The following is a 16,484-nucleotide window of genomic DNA, read 5'->3' on the forward strand; positions in this document are numbered from 1 at the left end:
CTGTCAGTTCCTTCCGGCGGTCATGTGCCGCATGAGCGTCTCCTGGGTGGCATCCGCGCGGCTGACCTCGCCCGTGATGCGTCCCTCGGAGATGGTGTAGATGCGGTCGGAGAGGCCGATGACCTCGGGCAGCTCCGACGAGATGACGATGACGGCCTTCCCCTGAGCCGCGAGTTCGTTGATGATTCCGTAGATCTCGTACTTCGCGCCGACGTCGATGCCGCGGGTCGGCTCATCGAGGATGAGGACGTCGGGTCCGGTGAACATCCACTTCGACAGCACGACCTTCTGCTGGTTGCCGCCGGACAGGCGTCCGGTGATCGCCGCGACGCTGGGTGCCTTGATGTTCATCTTGTAGCGGTACGAGTCGGCGACCTTGTACTCCCGGTACCGGTCGACCACGCCCAGACGGGCGAGGCGGGCGAGGGCGGATGCCGAGACGTTGACCTGGATGTCGCCGATGAGGTTGAGGCCGTACTTCTTGCGGTCCTCGGTGGCGTAGGCGATGCCGTGCTTGATCGCCGCGTCGACCGTGCGGACGTCGATCTGCTGGCCGCTCTTGTAGACCTCGCCCGAGATGCCCGTGCCGTACATGCGGCCGAAGATGCTCATCGCGAGCTCGGTGCGCCCGGCGCCCATGAGGCCCGCGAAACCGACGATCTCTCCCGCGCGCACCATGAACGAGGCGTTGTCGATGACGACGCGCTCGGTGTCGACGGGGTGGTGGACGGTCCAGTTCTCGACGCGGAACAGCTCGTCGCCGATGTCGGGCTCGCGCGGCGGGAACAGGCTGTTCAGGTCGCGGCCGACCATGGCGCGGATGATGCGACCCTCGTCGGTCTCGGGATCGTCGCGACGCATGGTCTCGATCGTGCGACCGTCGCGGATGATCGTGATGCGGTCGGCGATACGGAGCACCTCCTTCAGCTTGTGGCTGATGATGATGCAGGTGATGCCCTGGTCGCGCAGCTGGTCGATGAGGTCGAGCAGGTGGGCGGAGTCGTCGTCGTTCAGGGCCGCGGTGGGCTCGTCGAGGATGAGGAGCTTTACCTCCTTGGCCAGGGCCTTGGCGATCTCGACGAGCTGCTGCTTGCCGACGCCGATCTCGTAGATCTTCGTCGCGGGGCTCTCGCGCAAGCCGACGCGCTTGAGCAGTTCGGCGGCGGCGGTGTTCGTCGCGTTCCAGTCGATGACGCCGCGGCGGGCCTTCTCATTGCCGAGGAAGATGTTCTCCGCGATCGACAGGTACGGGCTGAGGGCCAGTTCCTGGTGGATGATCACGATGCCGGCGGCCTCGCTGTCGTTGATCGAGCGGAAGGCCACCTCCTTGCCCTCGAGCGTGATGGTGCCCTCGAAGCTCCCCGCCGGGTAGACCCCGCTGAGCACCTTCATGAGGGTGGACTTGCCGGCGCCGTTCTCGCCGCAGATCGCGTGGACTTCGCCGCGATGCACGTCGACCGAGACGTCGGCGAGAGCCGGGACGCCGTTGAACGACTTCGAGATCCCCGACATGCGCAGGATCGGTTCGGTCATGGTTGTCCCTCCGTCAGGGATCGAGCGGCGGGGCGGGCCGAAGCCCGCCCCGCCGCGAGGGGTGGATCAGAGTCCGACGTCGGACGCCTTCAGGAAGCCCGAGTCGATGAGCTTCGACTGCACGTCGTCCTTGGTGACCACCTCGGGGGTCAGCAGGTACGACGGGACGACCTTCTTGCCGTTGTCGTAGGTCTTCTCGTCGTTGACCTCGACGGTCTTGCCGTCCTTGATCTCCTGGATCATCGTGAACACGCGGTCACCGAGGGCGCGGGTGTCCTTCCACACGGTCATCGCCTGAGCGCCGTCGAGGATCGCCTTGACGTTGGCCTTGTCGGCATCCTGGCCCGTGATGATCGGGTAGTCGGCGCCCGGGGTGTATCCGGCCGACTTCAGCGACGCCTCGATACCGATGGCGAGGCTGTCGTTGGGCGAGAGCACCACGTTGACCTTCTTGCCGTCGCCGTAGAACGACGAGAGGCGGTTGTCCATCTCGGCCTGAGCCTTGTCGGACGCCCAGCCCTGGATGCCGATCGACGCCCACGCGTCGTCGTTCGCGGGCGACTTGCCGCTGGGGACGACCAGCTGGCCCTTGTCGACGTAGGGCTTCAGGACGTCCCACGCGCCGGCGAAGAAGAACTTCGCGTTGTTGTCGTCGGGGCTGCCGGCGAAGGGCTCGAGGTTGAAGGGGCCCTTGCCGTCCTTGAGGCCGAGCTGCGTCTCGATGTACTGGCCCTGGAGGGTGCCGACCTTGTAGTTGTCGAACGTGGCGTAGTAGTCGACGTTCTCGCTGCCGTTGATCAGGCGGTCGTAGGCGATGACCGTGGCGTTCTGCGCCTTGGCCTCCTGGAGCACCGGGCCCAGGGTCGAGCCGTCGATCGCGGCGATCACGAGGATCTTCGCGCCGCCCGAGATCTGGTTCTGGATCTGGCTGATCTGCTGGTCGGTCTTGTTGTCGGCGTACTGCAGGTCGACGGTGCAGCCGGCGTCCTGGAGCTTCTTCTGGAGCTGCTCACCGTCGTTGATCCAGCGCTCGAGGCTGCGGGTCGGCATCGCGATGCCGACGTTGCACTCGGTGCCGCCGCTGGCGGCGTCGCCGCCTCCGGCGGGTGCGCGCTCGGCGCTGCACGCTCCGAGACCGACGGCGAGAGCGGCGATGGCCGCACCGGTCAGGATTTTCTTCAGCATGTGATCTGCGTTCCTCTCTGAACTGCAGGGACCCCCGTGGCCGTACCCGTGCCCTCCCCGGCACAGATCGGGTACGTCTTCGTCCCGGCTTCCTGGTGCCGTCGCAATTATGACGGCTCCGAAAAATTATCTAGCGGCGGGGGTTTTGTCTATAGCCACGTCAAAATTCTTCCCCGCCGTGATCAGACCGTGATCAGCGCTCGTCGCGGTCTGCCCCGGACCACAGATCTCCGCACTCCACGAGGTCGGCGTTCTGCGTGATCAGGTAGGGACGTGCCCCGATGTCGCCCCGGACGGCGGCGCTGACGGCGTCCCAGTGCGCGCGGCCGATCAGCACGGGATGCCCCGGCACCCCGTCGTACACCGCCTGGGCGAGCGCGTCGGCCCGCGCCCGACGGACCAGGCGCGCGATCGCCGCAGGGTCGGCATCCGGTGTGTCGACCGGCATGATCACCGCGGCGGAAGCGGATCCGGATGCCGCGACCGCGAGGCTCGCGCGGACCGCGGCGGCGACTCCCGACGCCCAGTCCGGCACACGGACGATCGTGGCCTCGGGCGGAACGAGCGGGGCCGCCTCGTCGGCTGCCGCCCCGAGGGCGACGAGGATCTCGCCGCACCCGGCCGCGCGCAGAGCCCGGACCGCGAGGGCGACCCAGGGCGCGCCGGCCGGGGTGCGGGCGAGGGCCTTGGGGCCGCCGAATCGGCGGCCGGCCCCCGCGGCGAGGACCACTCCGCACGGCGGCTCGAGGGGTTCGGCGGGCATGGTCACGACAGCGTAGCGTGCGCGAAACACGCCCCGACTACCGTCGCGTCCATGCTCGATCTGGCCGCCGACCTGGTGCCGCTGCTCGACGCGGGAGTGCCCGTCGCCGCGGTCACGGTCACCGCCGTCGTCCGCAGCGCACCGCGCGGCGTGGGGGCCACGCTGGCCGTCACGCGCGATGCCCGCGTGATCGGCTCGATCTCGGGCGGCTGCGTCGAGAGCGACGCCGTGATGCTCGGACTCGACGCCCTGCGCACGGGCGCCGTGCGGCGCGCGCGCTTCGGATTCTCGGACGACGGCGTCGTCACCCCGATCGCCGCGGGACTCGCGTGCGGCGGGGCGGTGGACGTGGTGGCGTACCCGATCGACGGCGCCGCGGTGCGGGCGGCCTTGGGGGACGCCCGCGCCGGCCGGGAGGCGACGCTCCGCCTCGACCTCGACGGCGAGCCGCTCGAACTGCACCGACCGGCCCTGCCGCGGCTGATCGTGCTCGGAGCGGGCGAGCACGCCGCCGCCCTCTGCCGCCTCGGCGCCGCCGCGGGCTTCGCCGTGACCGTCTGCGACGACTGGGCGCTTCTGGTCACGCGCGAACGGTTCCCGGATGCCACCGAGCTCGTCGTCGCGGCCCCCCACGACTACCTCGCCACCCTCGACTCGCCCGACGCCCGCACCGCGGTGTGCGTGCTCACGCACGACGAGCGCCTCGATGTCCCCGCGCTGCGCACCGCCCTGCGGATGCCCGTCGGCTTCGTCGGGGCGATGGGAGCACGCGCGACGGTCGCGCGGCGCGCGATGCTCCTGCGCTCCGCCGGAGTCACGGATGCCGAGCTCTCGCGCCTGCACTCCCCTCTCGGCCTCGACCTCGGCGGCGCCACCCCGGAGGAGACGGCGCTGTCGGTGATCGCCGAGATCGTGGCATCCCGGAACTCCGCCGACGCGAGACCGCTCCGCGATGGACGCGGTCCCCTGCGGCAGAGGGACGACGCGTGCGCGGTGAGGAGCGCGTGAACGCTCTCGTGGTGCGCGGCGCGGTCGCGGTGGTCGACGGCACCGGACGCGTGCACACGGACGACGTCGTGTGCGTCGACGGCGTGATCGTCGAGGGTGCCGCTCCCGCGGGGGCGACGGTCGTGGAGGCCACGGGCTGCGTCGTCACCGCGGGTCTCGTGAACGCCCACCACCACCTGCTGCAGACGGCGTTCCGGACGCTGCCCGGCACCCGCGGCATCCCGATGCGGGAGTGGCTGCCGGCGATGGCGGCGGCCTACACGGCCGCGGGGGTCGACCCCGAGCTGACCGGTCTCGCCGCGCGCGCGGGACTGGCCGAAGCCCTGCTGAGCGGCGTCACCACCGTCGCCGATCACCACCTCACCTGGCCGAGCGGCGCCGACACCGTGGGTATGGCGCGGGCCGCGGCGGAGGCAGCCGCCGGGCTCGGCGCGCGCCTCGTGTTCGTCCGGGGAGCCGCGCGCGACGACCCCCAGGAGGCGGCGGCCTCGGCCGACGCGATCGTGCGGGCGCTGGTCCCGGGTGCGCCGGGCGGGGTCTCGGAGGACGGGATGCTGCAGGTCGCCGTCGGACCCGCCGGGGTGCACAGCGACCCCCGCGAGACGTTCGAGCTGCTGGGTGAGGTCGCGCGGGAACACGGCCTGCGCCGGCGGACCCAGGCCAACGAGGTCGTCGACGTCGAGATCGCGGTCGAGCGCTACGGCGCGCGTCCGCTCGACCTCCTCGAGGAGTGGGGCTGGCTCTCCCCCGACGTGACGCTCGCGCACCTGTGCGACGTGACCGACGACGAGATCGCCCGGGTCGCGGCATCCGGGGCCTCCGCCACCCATGCACCGGGCTGCGACGTGCCGATGGGCTGGGGCGTCGCTCCGGTCCGCCGACTGCTCGACGCGGACATCGCCGTGGGCCTCGGAACGAGCGGCGGGGGCAGCAACGACGCGGGACACCTGCTCGCGGACGCGCGCCTGGCGATGCAGGTCTCGGCTCTCGTGGGGCCGCAGCTGCCGGCATCCGAGGTCCTGTCCCTGGCGACCGCGGGCTCTGCGGACGGTCTGGGGCGGTCGGAACTGGGACGTCTGACCCCGGGAGCCGCCGCCGACATCTGTCTGTGGGACGTATCGGGAGTGGCGGATGCCGGTGTCGCCGACCCCGTGGCGGGACTCCTGTGGGCGTCGCCCGGGCGTCGCCCACGCACGGTCGTCGTGCGGGGACGGGTCGTCGTCGACGAGGGGCGCCTGGTCTCCGCCGACGAGGACGAGATCGTCGCGCGGCTGTTCGAGAGGGTGGGACGATGACGACCATGGCTCCTGCGACGTCGGTCGATGACTCCCCCACCGGTGACGAAAGGCTCGGGGCGCGCGTGCGGGGACTCCGCAAGGCCCGCGGGCTCACCCTCACGCAGCTCGCGGAGGCCGCCGCGCTGTCGCACCCCTTCCTCAGCCAGCTCGAGCGCGGCCTCGCGCGGCCGAGCATGGCGAGCCTCGAACGTCTCGCGCGAGCCCTCGGCACGAGCCGGGTCGAGCTGATCGCGGCCTCGGAACCGCGCCGCGCCGACGCGGACGCGGAGCCGTCGTTCGTGCTCGCCGACGAGGGCGCGATCGGGCCGTACGCCGAGGGCACCGCGCGCCTGCTCGCGGACGGACCGCGACGGTTCGAGCCCCTCGAGTTCTCGGGGTCGAACGCCGAGGCGGGCGACCATTACGTGCACGAGGAGGACGAGTTCCTCACCGTGCTCGAGGGGACGATCGTGATCTCGTTCGGACTCTTCGGCGAACGGCGGCTCTCGGTGGGCGACTCGGTCTACTGCCGCTCCGGCACTCCGCACCGCTGGCACTCGCCGGACGGATCGCCGTACCGGCTGCTGATCGTCAAGGAACTCGTGCACGGCTCGGTGGACGACACACCCCAGGGAGACACATGAGCGGGGGAATGACCTTCGACGCCATCGTGCGGGAGCGGCGGGAAGCCGCCGACGGCGTGGTGGTGCTCGACCTCGAGCGCGCGGGCGGCACGCTGCCGCACTGGTCGCCCGGCGCGCACATCGACGTCGTGCTGCCCGGAGGCATCGAGCGGCAGTACTCGCTGTGCGGGTCGCCGAGCGAGCGCGGCACGTGGCGCATCGGCGTGCTCCGCGAGCGCGAGGGCTCGGTCTGGCTGCACGACAACGCCCACGTCGGTGCGACGCTGCGGGTGCGCGGACCCGCCAACCACTTCCTCTTCGCCCCCACCGCGGGACGCTCGTACGTGTTCGTCGCGGGCGGCATCGGCATCACGCCGATCGTGCCGATGATCGAGGCGGCCGAGGCCGCGGGAGCGACCTGGGCGCTGCTGTACGCGGGGCGCTCGCGGCGCACGATGGCCTTCGTCGATGAGCTGATCGAGCGCTACGGCGAGCGCGTCGAGGTCTTCGCGGCCGACGAGGGCGACCGCCTCGATCTGTCTGCTCGCTTCGGCACACCGGTTTCCCGCACGGTCGTGTACTCGTGCGGCCCCGCGCGCCTGCTCGAAGCCCTGGAGGAGGCGATGTCGGGCTGGCCCCGAGGAAGCCTGCACCTCGAGCGCTTCGAGGCGAAGGTGCTGGGCCCGCCGGTGTGGTCCGAGCCGTTCGAGGTCGACCTCATGATGTCGGGCCTGACCGTGACGGTCCCGCCCGAGCGCTCGATCCTCGATGTCGTCGAGGAGGCCGGCGCGGTCGTCCCCTCGAGCTGCCGCGTCGGCACCTGCGGCACGTGCGAGGTCGCGGTCATCGACGGCGAGGTCGAGCACCGCGACTCCGTGCTCTCGCCGGAGGAGCAGGATGCCAACCGCTCGATGATGGTGTGCGTCTCGCGCGCGGCGTGCGGGCGGATCACGCTCGAGCTCTGACGGCAACGAACGACTTTCAACGTAACCGTAGTTCGCTAGGGGATAGTCGAGCGGGGTCCTTCGTCTGCGGCGAAGAGATTTACTCTGCGGGAGAAGGTTAGCCACCCGACGTAACGAGGCCACCTATTGCGGCACCAATTCCAGACCCGATTACCGCAGCTGCAACTGTCGCGCCTACAACTCCGCGATGCTCCATTCGGGCAGACTTGTTCTCAATGGCGGAACGCGCGAAGCCAGTGTCAATGCTCGCTACTCCCGCCTCATCGTCCTTGAGGTCACCGTCGAAGAGCTCCGGGGTAGCGAACTCCGAGGAGGCATCCTGATAATCGCGTCTGGCGTCGGCGACCATTCGCTGCAGTGACTCAATTGCCGCCATCTGCAGCCAAATCTCGGAGATGATCCTCCGCACAGGACGCCCGCGCCCCTTTCCCCGCATGAAGCTCCACACGTCCTGCAATGCGTGCCCAACTGTTCTCCAAGCACCGACATCAGCGCGCTCCACCGTAGCGTAGTCCATGAGAAGTAGCGTTGCTGTTTTGGAGCGGAGGGACTGCTCGATGTTCAGGACGCGGCGCGATCCATTTTTGATGCGCGCGAAAGCGGCACCCGGACTGAAGACTTCACTACCGACAAGGACGGAAACCATTTCTGGCGCAATGTTTCCGCGGATTCGGACGTCCACCGGTTCCATGCCTACGGGCTTATCAAAGTCAATATCGAAATCGAGAGACGGGCCGGACCACACCGAAACACGCATGTCACGGTGGCCGAAGAGATGCTCGCACACCGGACTACACGCCTGAACGAGCAGCGTATGCCCCAGAGGTTCGAGCGCGTCTCGCAATATGTCAACTACGACTTGCCCCGCAGCAGACGGCGCGTACCGGTCGCTTTCGGAGCGGCGCCAAGCCACGACGGCCGTCCAACCACCCCAGGTCGCTTCGTATTCATCCGCGCGAGCGCCTTCACCGTGGATTCGCGGTTGATTTTTTGCAGGAACATGTACCGTGAACGCGATTGCTCCACCGAAGCGCCTCGCGTGTATGTGATCAGCGCCGCTGAGCAGGTGATCGTCTTCGCTTACTGAGATGGGGTAAAAGATCTGGTCTTCGTCCCAATAGTCATTTGGCGGCCCAGTTCGAACACTAGTCACCCGACTGTCCTTTTTGAGGGCCGTCATTATGTCCTCGCGAGGCGTAGTGCTGTCCGACGAACCAAGACCCAGGACAAACGTGCCAAAGCGGGCCCACCACATTTCCGAGGGAGGAGAGGACGACGCAGAGCGGAGAACATCGGACATTTTCTTTCCCCTGTACGTAGTTGATGCGTGGGTCGAAGATAGCGCGTCCGCGACCTGTCTGGCCCGACGAATACTGAGCCTTCGCGTGCGCACCTCAACGGGCGGATTCTGGCGGAGCCACTCCGACCGCGGCGCCGCCCGGCGATGGCCGGATGGCCGCGCGGAAGCCTGCACCTCGAGCGCTTCGAGGCGAAGGTGCTCGGCCCTCCGGTCTGGACGGAGCCGTTCGAGGTCGACCTCATGATGTCGGGCCTGACCGTGACGGTCCCGCCCGAGCGCTCGATCCTCGATGTCGTCGAGGAGGCCGGCGCGGTCGTCCCCTCGAGCTGCCGCGTCGGCACCTGCGGCACGTGCGAGGTCGCGGTCATCGACGGCGAGGTCGAGCACCGCGACTCCGTGCTCTCGCCGGAGGAGCAGGATGCCAACCGCTCGATGATGGTGTGCGTCTCGCGCGCGGCGTGCGGGCGGATCACGCTCGAGCTCTGACGCGAGCGGCGGCCCTGCCGTCACCGGAACAGGGGATGCCACCGAAACAGGCCGGCCCTTCGCACGACGGCCTGTTTCGGTCGCATCCCCTGTTCTCGTGACGGTGCGCGGCGGTGCCCGCGGAGCGCCGCGAAAGGTTTGTCACGAGGGTCACGCCGAGGAAATACAGCGGAAACGCGCGGTTCCTAGCATCGGAACATCGCCGGATGTTGGTCACACCAACACTGGCCGGCCGCCCCCGGCGACCCGCCCCGATGCCGTGGCTCCCGTCTCGACGACCGTCTACCCGACTCCTCGGAGGCTCCGTGTCTGCCGCTCCACCCGTCTCCCTCGCCGCGCTCCGCGGTGCGCGCCTGCCCTCGGGCGCGCTCGTCGACATCGCGCTCGACGGCGACGAGGTGCTCGCGGTGGTTCCGGCCGGAAGCCCCCTCCCCGACACCGACGGCGAGACGCTCGACCTCTCCGGCTACCTCGTGACCGCGGCCGGGGCCGAGCCGCACGCGCACCTCGACAAGGCCCTCTCGTGGGATGCCATCCAACCCCCGTTCGGCGACCTCGAGCGCGCGATCGAGAGCTGGCACGCCTTCGCCGTCACGCTCGACGAGGACGAGACGCTCGGGCGCGCACGGGCCACGGCGCTGCGGATGCTGGCATCCGGGATCACGTCCGTGCGCACGCACGTCGACCTCCTGCGCGGCGACGACCCGCTCACGGGCGTGCGGGCGATGCTCCGCCTGCGCGACGAGCTTGAGGGCCTCATGGACATCGAGCTCGTCGCGCTCGGCGGGCCCACCATCACCGACGACGTCTTCGAGGCCGCGCTCGACGCAGGCGTCGACCTCGTCGGCGGGGCACCGCACCTCGCCGACGACCCGATCGCCGACCTCGAGCGCCTCCTCGCGATCGCCCGCCGCCGCGACGTCGGTCTCGACCTGCACACCGACGAGAGCCTCGCCGGGGCCGACACCCTCGCGACCTACGCTCGCGCGGTCACCGGCTGGCACCGCCCCCGCAGCGCGGGCCACTGCGTGCGTCTCAGCATGATGCCCGCCGCCGACCTCGCCGAGCTGGCCGATGAGATCCGCGCCGCCGACATCGGCGTGATCGCCCTGCCCATCACCAACCTGTACCTGCAGGGATGGGATGCCGAGCACGCCGTGCCCCGCGGCATCGCGCCGATCGGCCGCCTCAAGGCCGCCGGTGTCCGCGTCGCCGCGGGAGCCGACAACGTCCGCGACCCCTTCAATCCCGTCGGGCGCTGCGACCACCTCGAGACGGCGTCGCTCCTCGTCTCGGCGGGGCACCTCGCCCCGACGGAGGCGATGGATGCCGTGACCGTCGGCGCGCGCGACGTGATGGGGCTGCCCGTCGCCGGTCCCGTGCCGGGTGCCCGCGCCGATCTCGTCGCGATCCGCGCCGACTCGCTCGGCGAGGCCGTGGCTTTCGCGTCCGCTGATCGCGTCGTCATCCACCGCGGTCGCCTGGTCAGCCGCACCACCGTCTCGACCGAGACGGCGACTCCCCGCCCCACCGAATCCGCCCGCGCCGCCGCACCCGCGACGACTCCCTGAACCCGACCGGAAAGTGAGCGCTCCCGTGACCTTGGCCTCTCCCGCTCCCGCAGACATCGCGGACCCCACCGCGCCCCTGCTGGACTTCCGCAACGTCGCCATGACGTTCCCCAACGGCACCACCGCCCTCTCCGGCGTCGACCTCACCGTCGGACGCGGCGAGTTCGTCAGCGTCGTCGGCCCCTCGGGCTGCGGCAAGTCGACGCTGCTCCGTATCGCGTCGGGGCTCGAGACCGCGAGCGAGGGCACCGCGACGGTCAACACCGACCGCATCGGCTACGTCTTCCAGGACGCGACGCTCCTGCCCTGGCGCGACGTGCAATCCAACGTCGAGCTGCTCGCCGAGCTGAACTGGCAGCCGAAGCGCGTCCGCACGCCGAAGGCGAAGTGGGCGATCGACCTCGTGGGCCTGACGGGCTTCGAGAAGCACCTCCCCAAGCAGATGTCGGGCGGCATGAAGATGCGCGCCTCGCTCGCCCGCTCGCTCACCCTCGACCCCGAGCTCTTTCTCTTCGACGAGCCGTTCGGCGCTCTCGACGAGATCACCCGCGAGCGTCTGAACGACGAGCTGCTGAAGATCTTCGTCGAGCAGAAGTTCGGCGGCCTCTTCATCACCCATTCGGTCTCCGAGGCCATCTACCTCTCCACCAAGGTCGTCGTGATGTCGGGTCGCCCCGGTCGCCTCGTCGACACCTTCGAGATCCCCTTCGACATGCCCCGCGATCCCGAGATCCGCTACACGGCCGAGTACGCGAAGCTCGTCGGCGAGGTCTCCCACGCCCTTCGGGAAGGACACTCATGAGCACCACGTCTGCAGAGCCGGTCGTCTCCCTGTCGCCCGAGCCCACGGCATCCACTCCTCCGCCCACTCCGCCGAAGCCGCGCACGCCCGCGCGTCGCCGCGGCTTCGGGGCACGCGCCGCATCGATCCTTCCGCCGCTCGGCGTCCTGATCGTGCTGCTCGGCGCCTGGTACGGGGTGTCGATCGCGCTGAGCGCCTCGGGCAAGGGCTTCCTCATGCCCATGCCCCACGAGATGTTCACGCAGGGCTTCTTCAACCCGCAGGTCGGCTCCGACATCTGGATCGCCCTGTTCCGCACCACGGGCGTCGCCCTCACCGGCCTCGCCATCGCGATGGTGATCGGCATCGGCTGGGCCATCGCGATGTCGCTGGCCCGCTGGGTCGAGCGATCGACGTACGCGTACGCCGTGATGCTCCAGTGCATCCCGATCCTCGCCCTGGTCCCGCTCGTCGGGTTCTGGTTCGGCTACGAGTTCCTCGCCCGCGTGATCGTCTGCGTCCTGATCGCGCTGTTCCCGATGGTCTCGAACACCCTGTTCGGCCTGCAGTCGGTCGACAAGTCGCAGCGCGAGCTCTTCCGTCTGCAGAAGGCCGACAAGTGGACGGTGCTCACCAAGCTCACCCTCCCCGCGGCCCTCCCGTCGATCTTCGTCGGCATGCGGACCTCGGCCGGGCTCTCGGTCATCGGCGCGATCGTCGGCGACTACTTCTTCCGCCGCGGCGAGCCGGGCATCGGCTCGCTCATCTCCAACTACCAGTCGCGCCTGCAGAGCGCCGAGCTGTTCGCCGCCATCCTCGCGGCCTGCCTCCTCGGCGTGGCGATCTTCGCCTTCTTCGGCTGGCTGTCGAAGGTGGCCGTCGGCCGCTGGTACGACAGCACGCGCTGACCCAGACCCCCGGATGCCACGGCCTCCCCGCCGCATCGCGCGCGAGGAGGCGGCATCCGGCGTACCCGAAACACCCCTGCACCTGCTCCACCTTCCGCACCCGAGCTCCATCACGTCACAGAAAGCGACCCAGCATGCAGCGCTCCACTCTCCTTCGCGCCACCGCCGCCACCGGTGCCTTCGCGATCGCCCTCACGCTCACCTCGTGCGCGGGAAGCGCCGCGGACCAGGCGGCGCCGGCGACCGACATGCCGATCGGCTCGGTCGACCTCTCGGCCGACTGCCCCTCGACGATCGTCGTCCAGACCGACTGGAACCCCGAGGCCGAACACGGTCACCTCTACGAGATGATCAAGGACGACTACACGATCGACGCCAACACCAAGGCGGTCACCGGTCCCCTCATGGCGGACGGTGAATACACCGGCGTGAACCTCGAGATCCGCGCCGGTGGCCCCGCCATCGGCTTCCAGACCGTGTCGGCGCAGATGTACCAGGACGACAAGATCACCCTCGGCTACGTCAGCACGGATGAGGCGATCCAGCTCTCGGCCACCACGCCCACCAAGGCCGTGTTCGCTCCGCTCGACATCAGCCCGACCATGGTCATGTGGGACCCCGCGACCTACCCCGACGTGAAGACCATCCAGGACGTCGCCCCCGCGCTGGAGAAGAACGGCGGCGTGTGGCGCTACTTCGACGGCTCGGCGTACATCGAGTACCTGAAGAGCGCGGGCCTCGCGAACAGCTCGATCCTCGACGGCTCCTACGACGGCACCCCGTCGAACTTCGTCGCCGCAGGCGGCAAGGACATGCAGCAGGGCTTCGCCTCCGCTGAGCCGTACGTCTACCAGAACGAGGTCTCGGCTTGGGGCAAGCCGGTCAAGTTCGCCCTCATCCACGACGCGGGATGGCAGACCTACCAGTCGTCGATGTCCGTGAAGAAGGACAAATTCGACGAGCTGTCGCCCTGCCTGTCGAAGCTCGTCCCCGTGCTGCAGAAGGCGGGCGTGGCGTACTACAAGGACCCGAAGGCGGCGAACGACCTGATCCTCAAGCTGGTCGACGAGTACGCCACCGGCTGGACCTACACCCAGGGCGTCGCGGACTATTCGGTCAAGACGCAGGTCGACCTCGGCCTCGTCGGCGACGGCCCCGACTCCACCTACGGCAACTTCGACGACACCCGCTTCTCGGACTTCTACACGAAGGCGGCCAAGGTCTACACCGACCTGGGCACCCCGCCGGCGTCGGGGGAGACCGCGAAGGACCTGTACACGAACGAGTTCATCGACACCTCGATCTCGTTCTGACCGCCTCGGCCCGGTCCGCCTCGCGCGGGCCGGGCCGCGCCGGTGGCTTCGACAGGCTCAGCCACCTCCTCGCGGCCCAGGTCCCTGAGCCCGAACCGAGATCCCCGAGCCCGAACCCAGGTCCCTGAGCCTGTCGAAGGGGCCGGAACCCGCCGCACGGCCGCAGCTCGGGTCCCTGACCGAACCGAGATCCCTGACCGAACCGAGGTCCCTGAGCCTGTCGAAGGGACCGGAACCCGCCGCACGGCCGCAGCCGAGATCCCTGAGCCCGAACCCAGGTCCCTGAGCCTGTCGAAGGGACCGGAACCCCCTCCCCGCAACCCGTTCCACCCGGAGAACCACCATGAGCGACACCGCCACCCGCGTCCTCTCCCTCGAGGACGAACTTCTCGACCTCCTCGGCCCCGCCGCCGTCAGCACCGAACCGCGCGTGCGCGAACGCGCCAGCGTCGACGGTTCCCCGATGTCGCCGATCATCGCGGCGCAGCTGCCGCTCGGGCTGGCCGACCTCGTCGTCTTCGCCGCGAGCGCCGAGCAGATCGCCACGGCCGTGGCCGCGGCATCCCGTCACGGGGTCCCAATCACCGTGCGGGGCAAGGGAACCGGCAACTACGGCCAAGCCATCCCGATGCAGGGCGGCCTCGTGATCGACACCACGCGCGCGAAGGCCATCGTCGAGGTCGGCGACGGCTTCATCACCGCCGAAGCGGGCACCCCGATGGTGCTGCTCGAGCAGGCGGCGTGGGCCGCGGGCCAGGCGCTGTGGATGTACCCCTCGACCGCGCAGTCCACGATCGGCGGCTTCCTCTCGGGCGGCTCCGGCGGAACGGGCTCGATCGCGTACGGCTCCAACGACCGCGGCTTCGTCGCCGCGCTCGACGTCGTCCACGCCGACGGCAGCGACGAGATCCACCACGTCGAGGGCGACGAGGCCCAGAGATACGTGCACAACTACGGCACCGCGGGCGTCATCGTCCGCGCGACCGTCCGCCTCGAGCCGCTGCGCGAATGGCGGGGGCTCTGGGCGAGCTTCCCCGACTTCGCGGGCACCCTGTCGGTGGTGCAGACCATCGGCAACCTCGACCCGTCGCCGCGCCTGGTCTCGGGAGACGGGCCTGAGATCTCGGCATCCCTCCCCGCCGACGAGGCCATCCCCGAGGGACGTTCCAGTCTTCGCGTGATCCTGGATGCCACCCAGGTCGATACCGTGACGGCGATCATCGAGGGCGCGGGCGGCCGCGTCGAGGCGGTGCGCGAGGGGCCGCAGGCCAGCATCCGCCTGTCGATGCTGAGCTACAACCACCCGATCGAGTGGTACCAGAAGAGCCAGCCGCACGAGGTGTTCCACCTCGAGGTCGCCGGCGCGCCGCTGGCCGAGGACATCGAGGCCGTCGAGGCGGTTTTCCCCGGCGGCAAGCTCCACGTCGAGTCGACGAAAGCGTTCCCGATCGGGATGCTCGCCGCTCCCTACGTCAGCGAAGAAGACGTGTACCGCGGCATCGCGGAACTCAACGCGATCGGCGTCGGCGTGCACAACCCGCACCAGTGGAACGTCGACTTCAACGTCGAGCAGACCATCGAGACGGCCCGCGCGACCGACCCGAACGGCCTCCTGAACCCCGGCAAGCTCAACCCCGACTACACCGGCGCGCGCAAGGGAGCGATCATCTCATGACCCGTCTTCTCGCCGAGCTGAGCGGTCCCGCCGCCGCGGAAGCCCTCACCGAGGACTCGATCCTCGTGCTCCCCACGGGCGCGATCGAGCACCACGGTCCGCACCTTCCTTTGGCGACGGATGCCATCGTGGCCGAGGCCTCGGCGACGGCCGCCGTCGCGCGGGCCGCGGCGATGGGGCTGGACGTCTGGCAGTTGCCGACCCTGTCGATCACGAAGTCGGACGAGCACTCGTGGGCACCGGGGACGCTGTGGCTGACGCCCGAGACGATGCTGCAGACCGTCGTCGACATCGGGCGCTCGATCCTCACCACGCGCGCTCGGACGCTCGTGTTCCTCAACGGCCACGGCGGCAACGTCGCGCTGCTGAACGTCGCGAACCGCGAGCTGCGTCGCCGCTTCGGCCTGCGCACGTTCTTCATGCCCGCCGCGCGCGTGCCCTCGTTCGACGGCACCGACGGCACGCCCGACGAGCACGGCACCGGCATCCACGCCGGCTACGGCGAGACGAGCATGATCATGCACCTGCGCCCCGAGCTCGTCGATCCGTCGACCTTCCACGCCACGGTGCCCGCGCACATCGGCGACTTCCGGCACATCGGCTTCAACGGCAAGCCGGTGACCTTCGGATGGCTGTCGAACGACTTCGGCCCCACCGGCGTACTGGGCGACCCGACCGGCGCCAACGCCGAGGCAGGGGCGCGCATGTTCGAGGACAGCGTGTCGTTCGTGGTCGAGGCGCTCGAGGAGATCAGCCGATTCGACTACACCGCGTGATGGTGGCGCGGCGCGCAGCACGACTCCTGCAGATTCGGCCGTGCGGCACCGGACCGGCTGTCGTGGGTGCGTCGTGCAGGAGTTGTGCGCCGCGGACGAGCGGGTTGGCGCCCCACCCCGCGTTCACGTGCGCGCCGCTCCCCGACGCGGCGGTTCTCGGTGGCAGGCAGCACAACTCCTGCAGAATGCGCACCAGGATGCGTCCCGGGGGCGCGACCCCGGGTCTTTGCAGGAGTTCTGCACCCGGAAGGCAGAAGCCCGCCGAGATCGGTGCCGCCGCCGGTACGCGGCCGGTGCGGCACAACTCCTGCGAATTCTCG

Annotated in this window: 15 protein-coding genes; 11 read left to right on the plus strand and 4 right to left on the minus strand. The window is 69.7% G+C overall.

Annotation, left to right across the window (positions count from 1 at the left end):
- Positions 1-3: 3 nt before the first annotated feature.
- From mmsA to MTES_RS06040, 3 genes are all read right to left on the minus strand, one after another.
- Entirely contained in the window at positions 4-1,533 is a 1,530-nt protein-coding gene (gene mmsA / locus MTES_RS06030; protein ID WP_013584328.1) for a multiple monosaccharide ABC transporter ATP-binding protein, read from the minus strand.
- A 66-nt stretch (positions 1,534-1,599) separates the two neighbouring features.
- Positions 1,600-2,718 carry a multiple monosaccharide ABC transporter substrate-binding protein gene (chvE, locus tag MTES_RS06035; RefSeq protein ID WP_013584329.1) on the minus strand — a complete coding sequence of 373 codons (1,119 nt, stop codon included), beginning with the start codon at positions 2,716-2,718 and terminating at the stop codon, positions 1,600-1,602.
- A 193-nt stretch (positions 2,719-2,911) separates the two neighbouring features.
- Entirely contained in the window at positions 2,912-3,481 is a 570-nt protein-coding gene (locus MTES_RS06040; RefSeq protein WP_013584330.1) for a nucleotidyltransferase family protein, read from the minus strand.
- A gap of 51 nt (positions 3,482-3,532) precedes the next feature.
- On the opposite strand from MTES_RS06040, the gene MTES_RS06045 reads away from it, so the two are divergent.
- Genes MTES_RS06045 through MTES_RS06060 form a run of 4 tightly spaced genes read left to right on the plus strand, consistent with a single transcriptional unit; the run spans position 3,533 to position 7,354 of the window.
- Positions 3,533-4,489 (plus strand): XdhC family protein, encoded by a 957-nt coding sequence (locus MTES_RS06045; protein ID WP_013584331.1) that lies wholly within the window; start codon positions 3,533-3,535, stop codon positions 4,487-4,489.
- The gene (locus tag MTES_RS06050) at positions 4,486-5,784 is read left to right on the plus strand and encodes an amidohydrolase family protein (RefSeq protein ID WP_013584332.1); all 1,299 of its coding nucleotides are present in this window, start codon (positions 4,486-4,488) and stop codon (positions 5,782-5,784) included. Before MTES_RS06045 ends, MTES_RS06050 begins: the two co-directional genes overlap by 4 nt.
- Positions 5,781-6,410, plus strand: coding sequence for a helix-turn-helix domain-containing protein (locus MTES_RS06055; RefSeq protein WP_013584333.1), 630 nt, complete (start codon positions 5,781-5,783; stop codon positions 6,408-6,410). The genes MTES_RS06050 and MTES_RS06055 overlap by 4 nt, the downstream gene beginning before the upstream one ends.
- Positions 6,407-7,354, plus strand: coding sequence for a PDR/VanB family oxidoreductase (locus MTES_RS06060; protein ID WP_013584334.1), 948 nt, complete (start codon positions 6,407-6,409; stop codon positions 7,352-7,354). The genes MTES_RS06055 and MTES_RS06060 overlap by 4 nt, the downstream gene beginning before the upstream one ends.
- A gap of 97 nt (positions 7,355-7,451) precedes the next feature.
- Here MTES_RS06060 and MTES_RS19240 read toward each other — a convergent pair whose 3' ends face one another.
- The gene (locus MTES_RS19240) at positions 7,452-8,534 is read right to left on the minus strand and encodes a hypothetical protein (RefSeq protein WP_148272819.1); all 1,083 of its coding nucleotides are present in this window, start codon (positions 8,532-8,534) and stop codon (positions 7,452-7,454) included.
- Between the two features lie 264 nt (positions 8,535-8,798).
- Here MTES_RS19240 and MTES_RS06070 point away from each other — a divergent pair, with 264 nt between their 5' ends.
- The 7 genes from MTES_RS06070 (at position 8,799) to MTES_RS06100 (ending at position 16,164) form a co-directional block, all read left to right on the plus strand.
- Entirely contained in the window at positions 8,799-9,140 is a 342-nt protein-coding gene (locus MTES_RS06070; protein ID WP_013584337.1) for a 2Fe-2S iron-sulfur cluster-binding protein, read from the plus strand.
- A gap of 305 nt (positions 9,141-9,445) precedes the next feature.
- On the plus strand, positions 9,446-10,711 hold the full coding sequence (locus tag MTES_RS06075) for an amidohydrolase family protein (RefSeq protein ID WP_013584338.1): 1,266 nt from the start codon (positions 9,446-9,448) through the stop codon (positions 10,709-10,711).
- Between the two features lie 25 nt (positions 10,712-10,736).
- Positions 10,737-11,513 (plus strand): ABC transporter ATP-binding protein, encoded by a 777-nt coding sequence (locus MTES_RS06080; protein ID WP_013584339.1) that lies wholly within the window; start codon positions 10,737-10,739, stop codon positions 11,511-11,513.
- Positions 11,510-12,400 carry an ABC transporter permease gene (locus tag MTES_RS06085; RefSeq protein ID WP_013584340.1) on the plus strand — a complete coding sequence of 297 codons (891 nt, stop codon included), beginning with the start codon at positions 11,510-11,512 and terminating at the stop codon, positions 12,398-12,400. The genes MTES_RS06080 and MTES_RS06085 overlap by 4 nt, the downstream gene beginning before the upstream one ends.
- Positions 12,401-12,534: 134 nt before the next feature.
- Positions 12,535-13,713, plus strand: a complete 1,179-nt coding sequence (locus MTES_RS06090; RefSeq protein ID WP_013584341.1) for a hypothetical protein — start codon at positions 12,535-12,537, stop codon at positions 13,711-13,713.
- Between the two features lie 343 nt (positions 13,714-14,056).
- A complete protein-coding gene (locus MTES_RS06095) occupies positions 14,057-15,388 on the plus strand; it encodes an FAD-binding oxidoreductase (RefSeq protein ID WP_013584343.1) in 1,332 nt (443 codons plus the stop codon).
- Positions 15,385-16,164: a creatininase family protein gene (locus MTES_RS06100; protein WP_043361105.1), complete on the plus strand. Its 780-nt coding sequence runs from the start codon at positions 15,385-15,387 to the stop codon at positions 16,162-16,164. The genes MTES_RS06095 and MTES_RS06100 overlap by 4 nt, the downstream gene beginning before the upstream one ends.
- The last annotated feature ends 320 nt before the right edge of the window (positions 16,165-16,484 follow it).

The organism is Microbacterium testaceum StLB037 (genome assembly GCF_000202635.1).
Classification (GTDB): Bacteria; Actinomycetota; Actinomycetes; order Actinomycetales; family Microbacteriaceae; genus Microbacterium; species Microbacterium testaceum_F.

Coding starts and splice junctions, on each gene's coding strand:
- chvE (WP_013584329.1), bottom strand. CDS start 2,718: ATGCTGAAGAAAATCCTGACCGGTGCGGCCATCGCCGCTCTCGCCGTC.
- MTES_RS06070 (WP_013584337.1), top strand. CDS start 8,799: ATGGCCGGATGGCCGCGCGGAAGCCTGCACCTCGAGCGCTTCGAGGCG.
- MTES_RS06090 (WP_013584341.1), top strand. CDS start 12,535: ATGCAGCGCTCCACTCTCCTTCGCGCCACCGCCGCCACCGGTGCCTTC.
- MTES_RS06095 (WP_013584343.1), top strand. CDS start 14,057: ATGAGCGACACCGCCACCCGCGTCCTCTCCCTCGAGGACGAACTTCTC.
- MTES_RS06085 (WP_013584340.1), top strand. CDS start 11,510: ATGAGCACCACGTCTGCAGAGCCGGTCGTCTCCCTGTCGCCCGAGCCC.
- mmsA (WP_013584328.1), bottom strand. CDS start 1,533: ATGACCGAACCGATCCTGCGCATGTCGGGGATCTCGAAGTCGTTCAAC.
- MTES_RS06040 (WP_013584330.1), bottom strand. CDS start 3,481: ATGCCCGCCGAACCCCTCGAGCCGCCGTGCGGAGTGGTCCTCGCCGCG.
- MTES_RS06060 (WP_013584334.1), top strand. CDS start 6,407: ATGAGCGGGGGAATGACCTTCGACGCCATCGTGCGGGAGCGGCGGGAA.
- MTES_RS19240 (WP_148272819.1), bottom strand. CDS start 8,534: ATGACGGCCCTCAAAAAGGACAGTCGGGTGACTAGTGTTCGAACTGGG.
- MTES_RS06045 (WP_013584331.1), top strand. CDS start 3,533: ATGCTCGATCTGGCCGCCGACCTGGTGCCGCTGCTCGACGCGGGAGTG.
- MTES_RS06100 (WP_043361105.1), top strand. CDS start 15,385: ATGACCCGTCTTCTCGCCGAGCTGAGCGGTCCCGCCGCCGCGGAAGCC.
- MTES_RS06055 (WP_013584333.1), top strand. CDS start 5,781: ATGACGACCATGGCTCCTGCGACGTCGGTCGATGACTCCCCCACCGGT.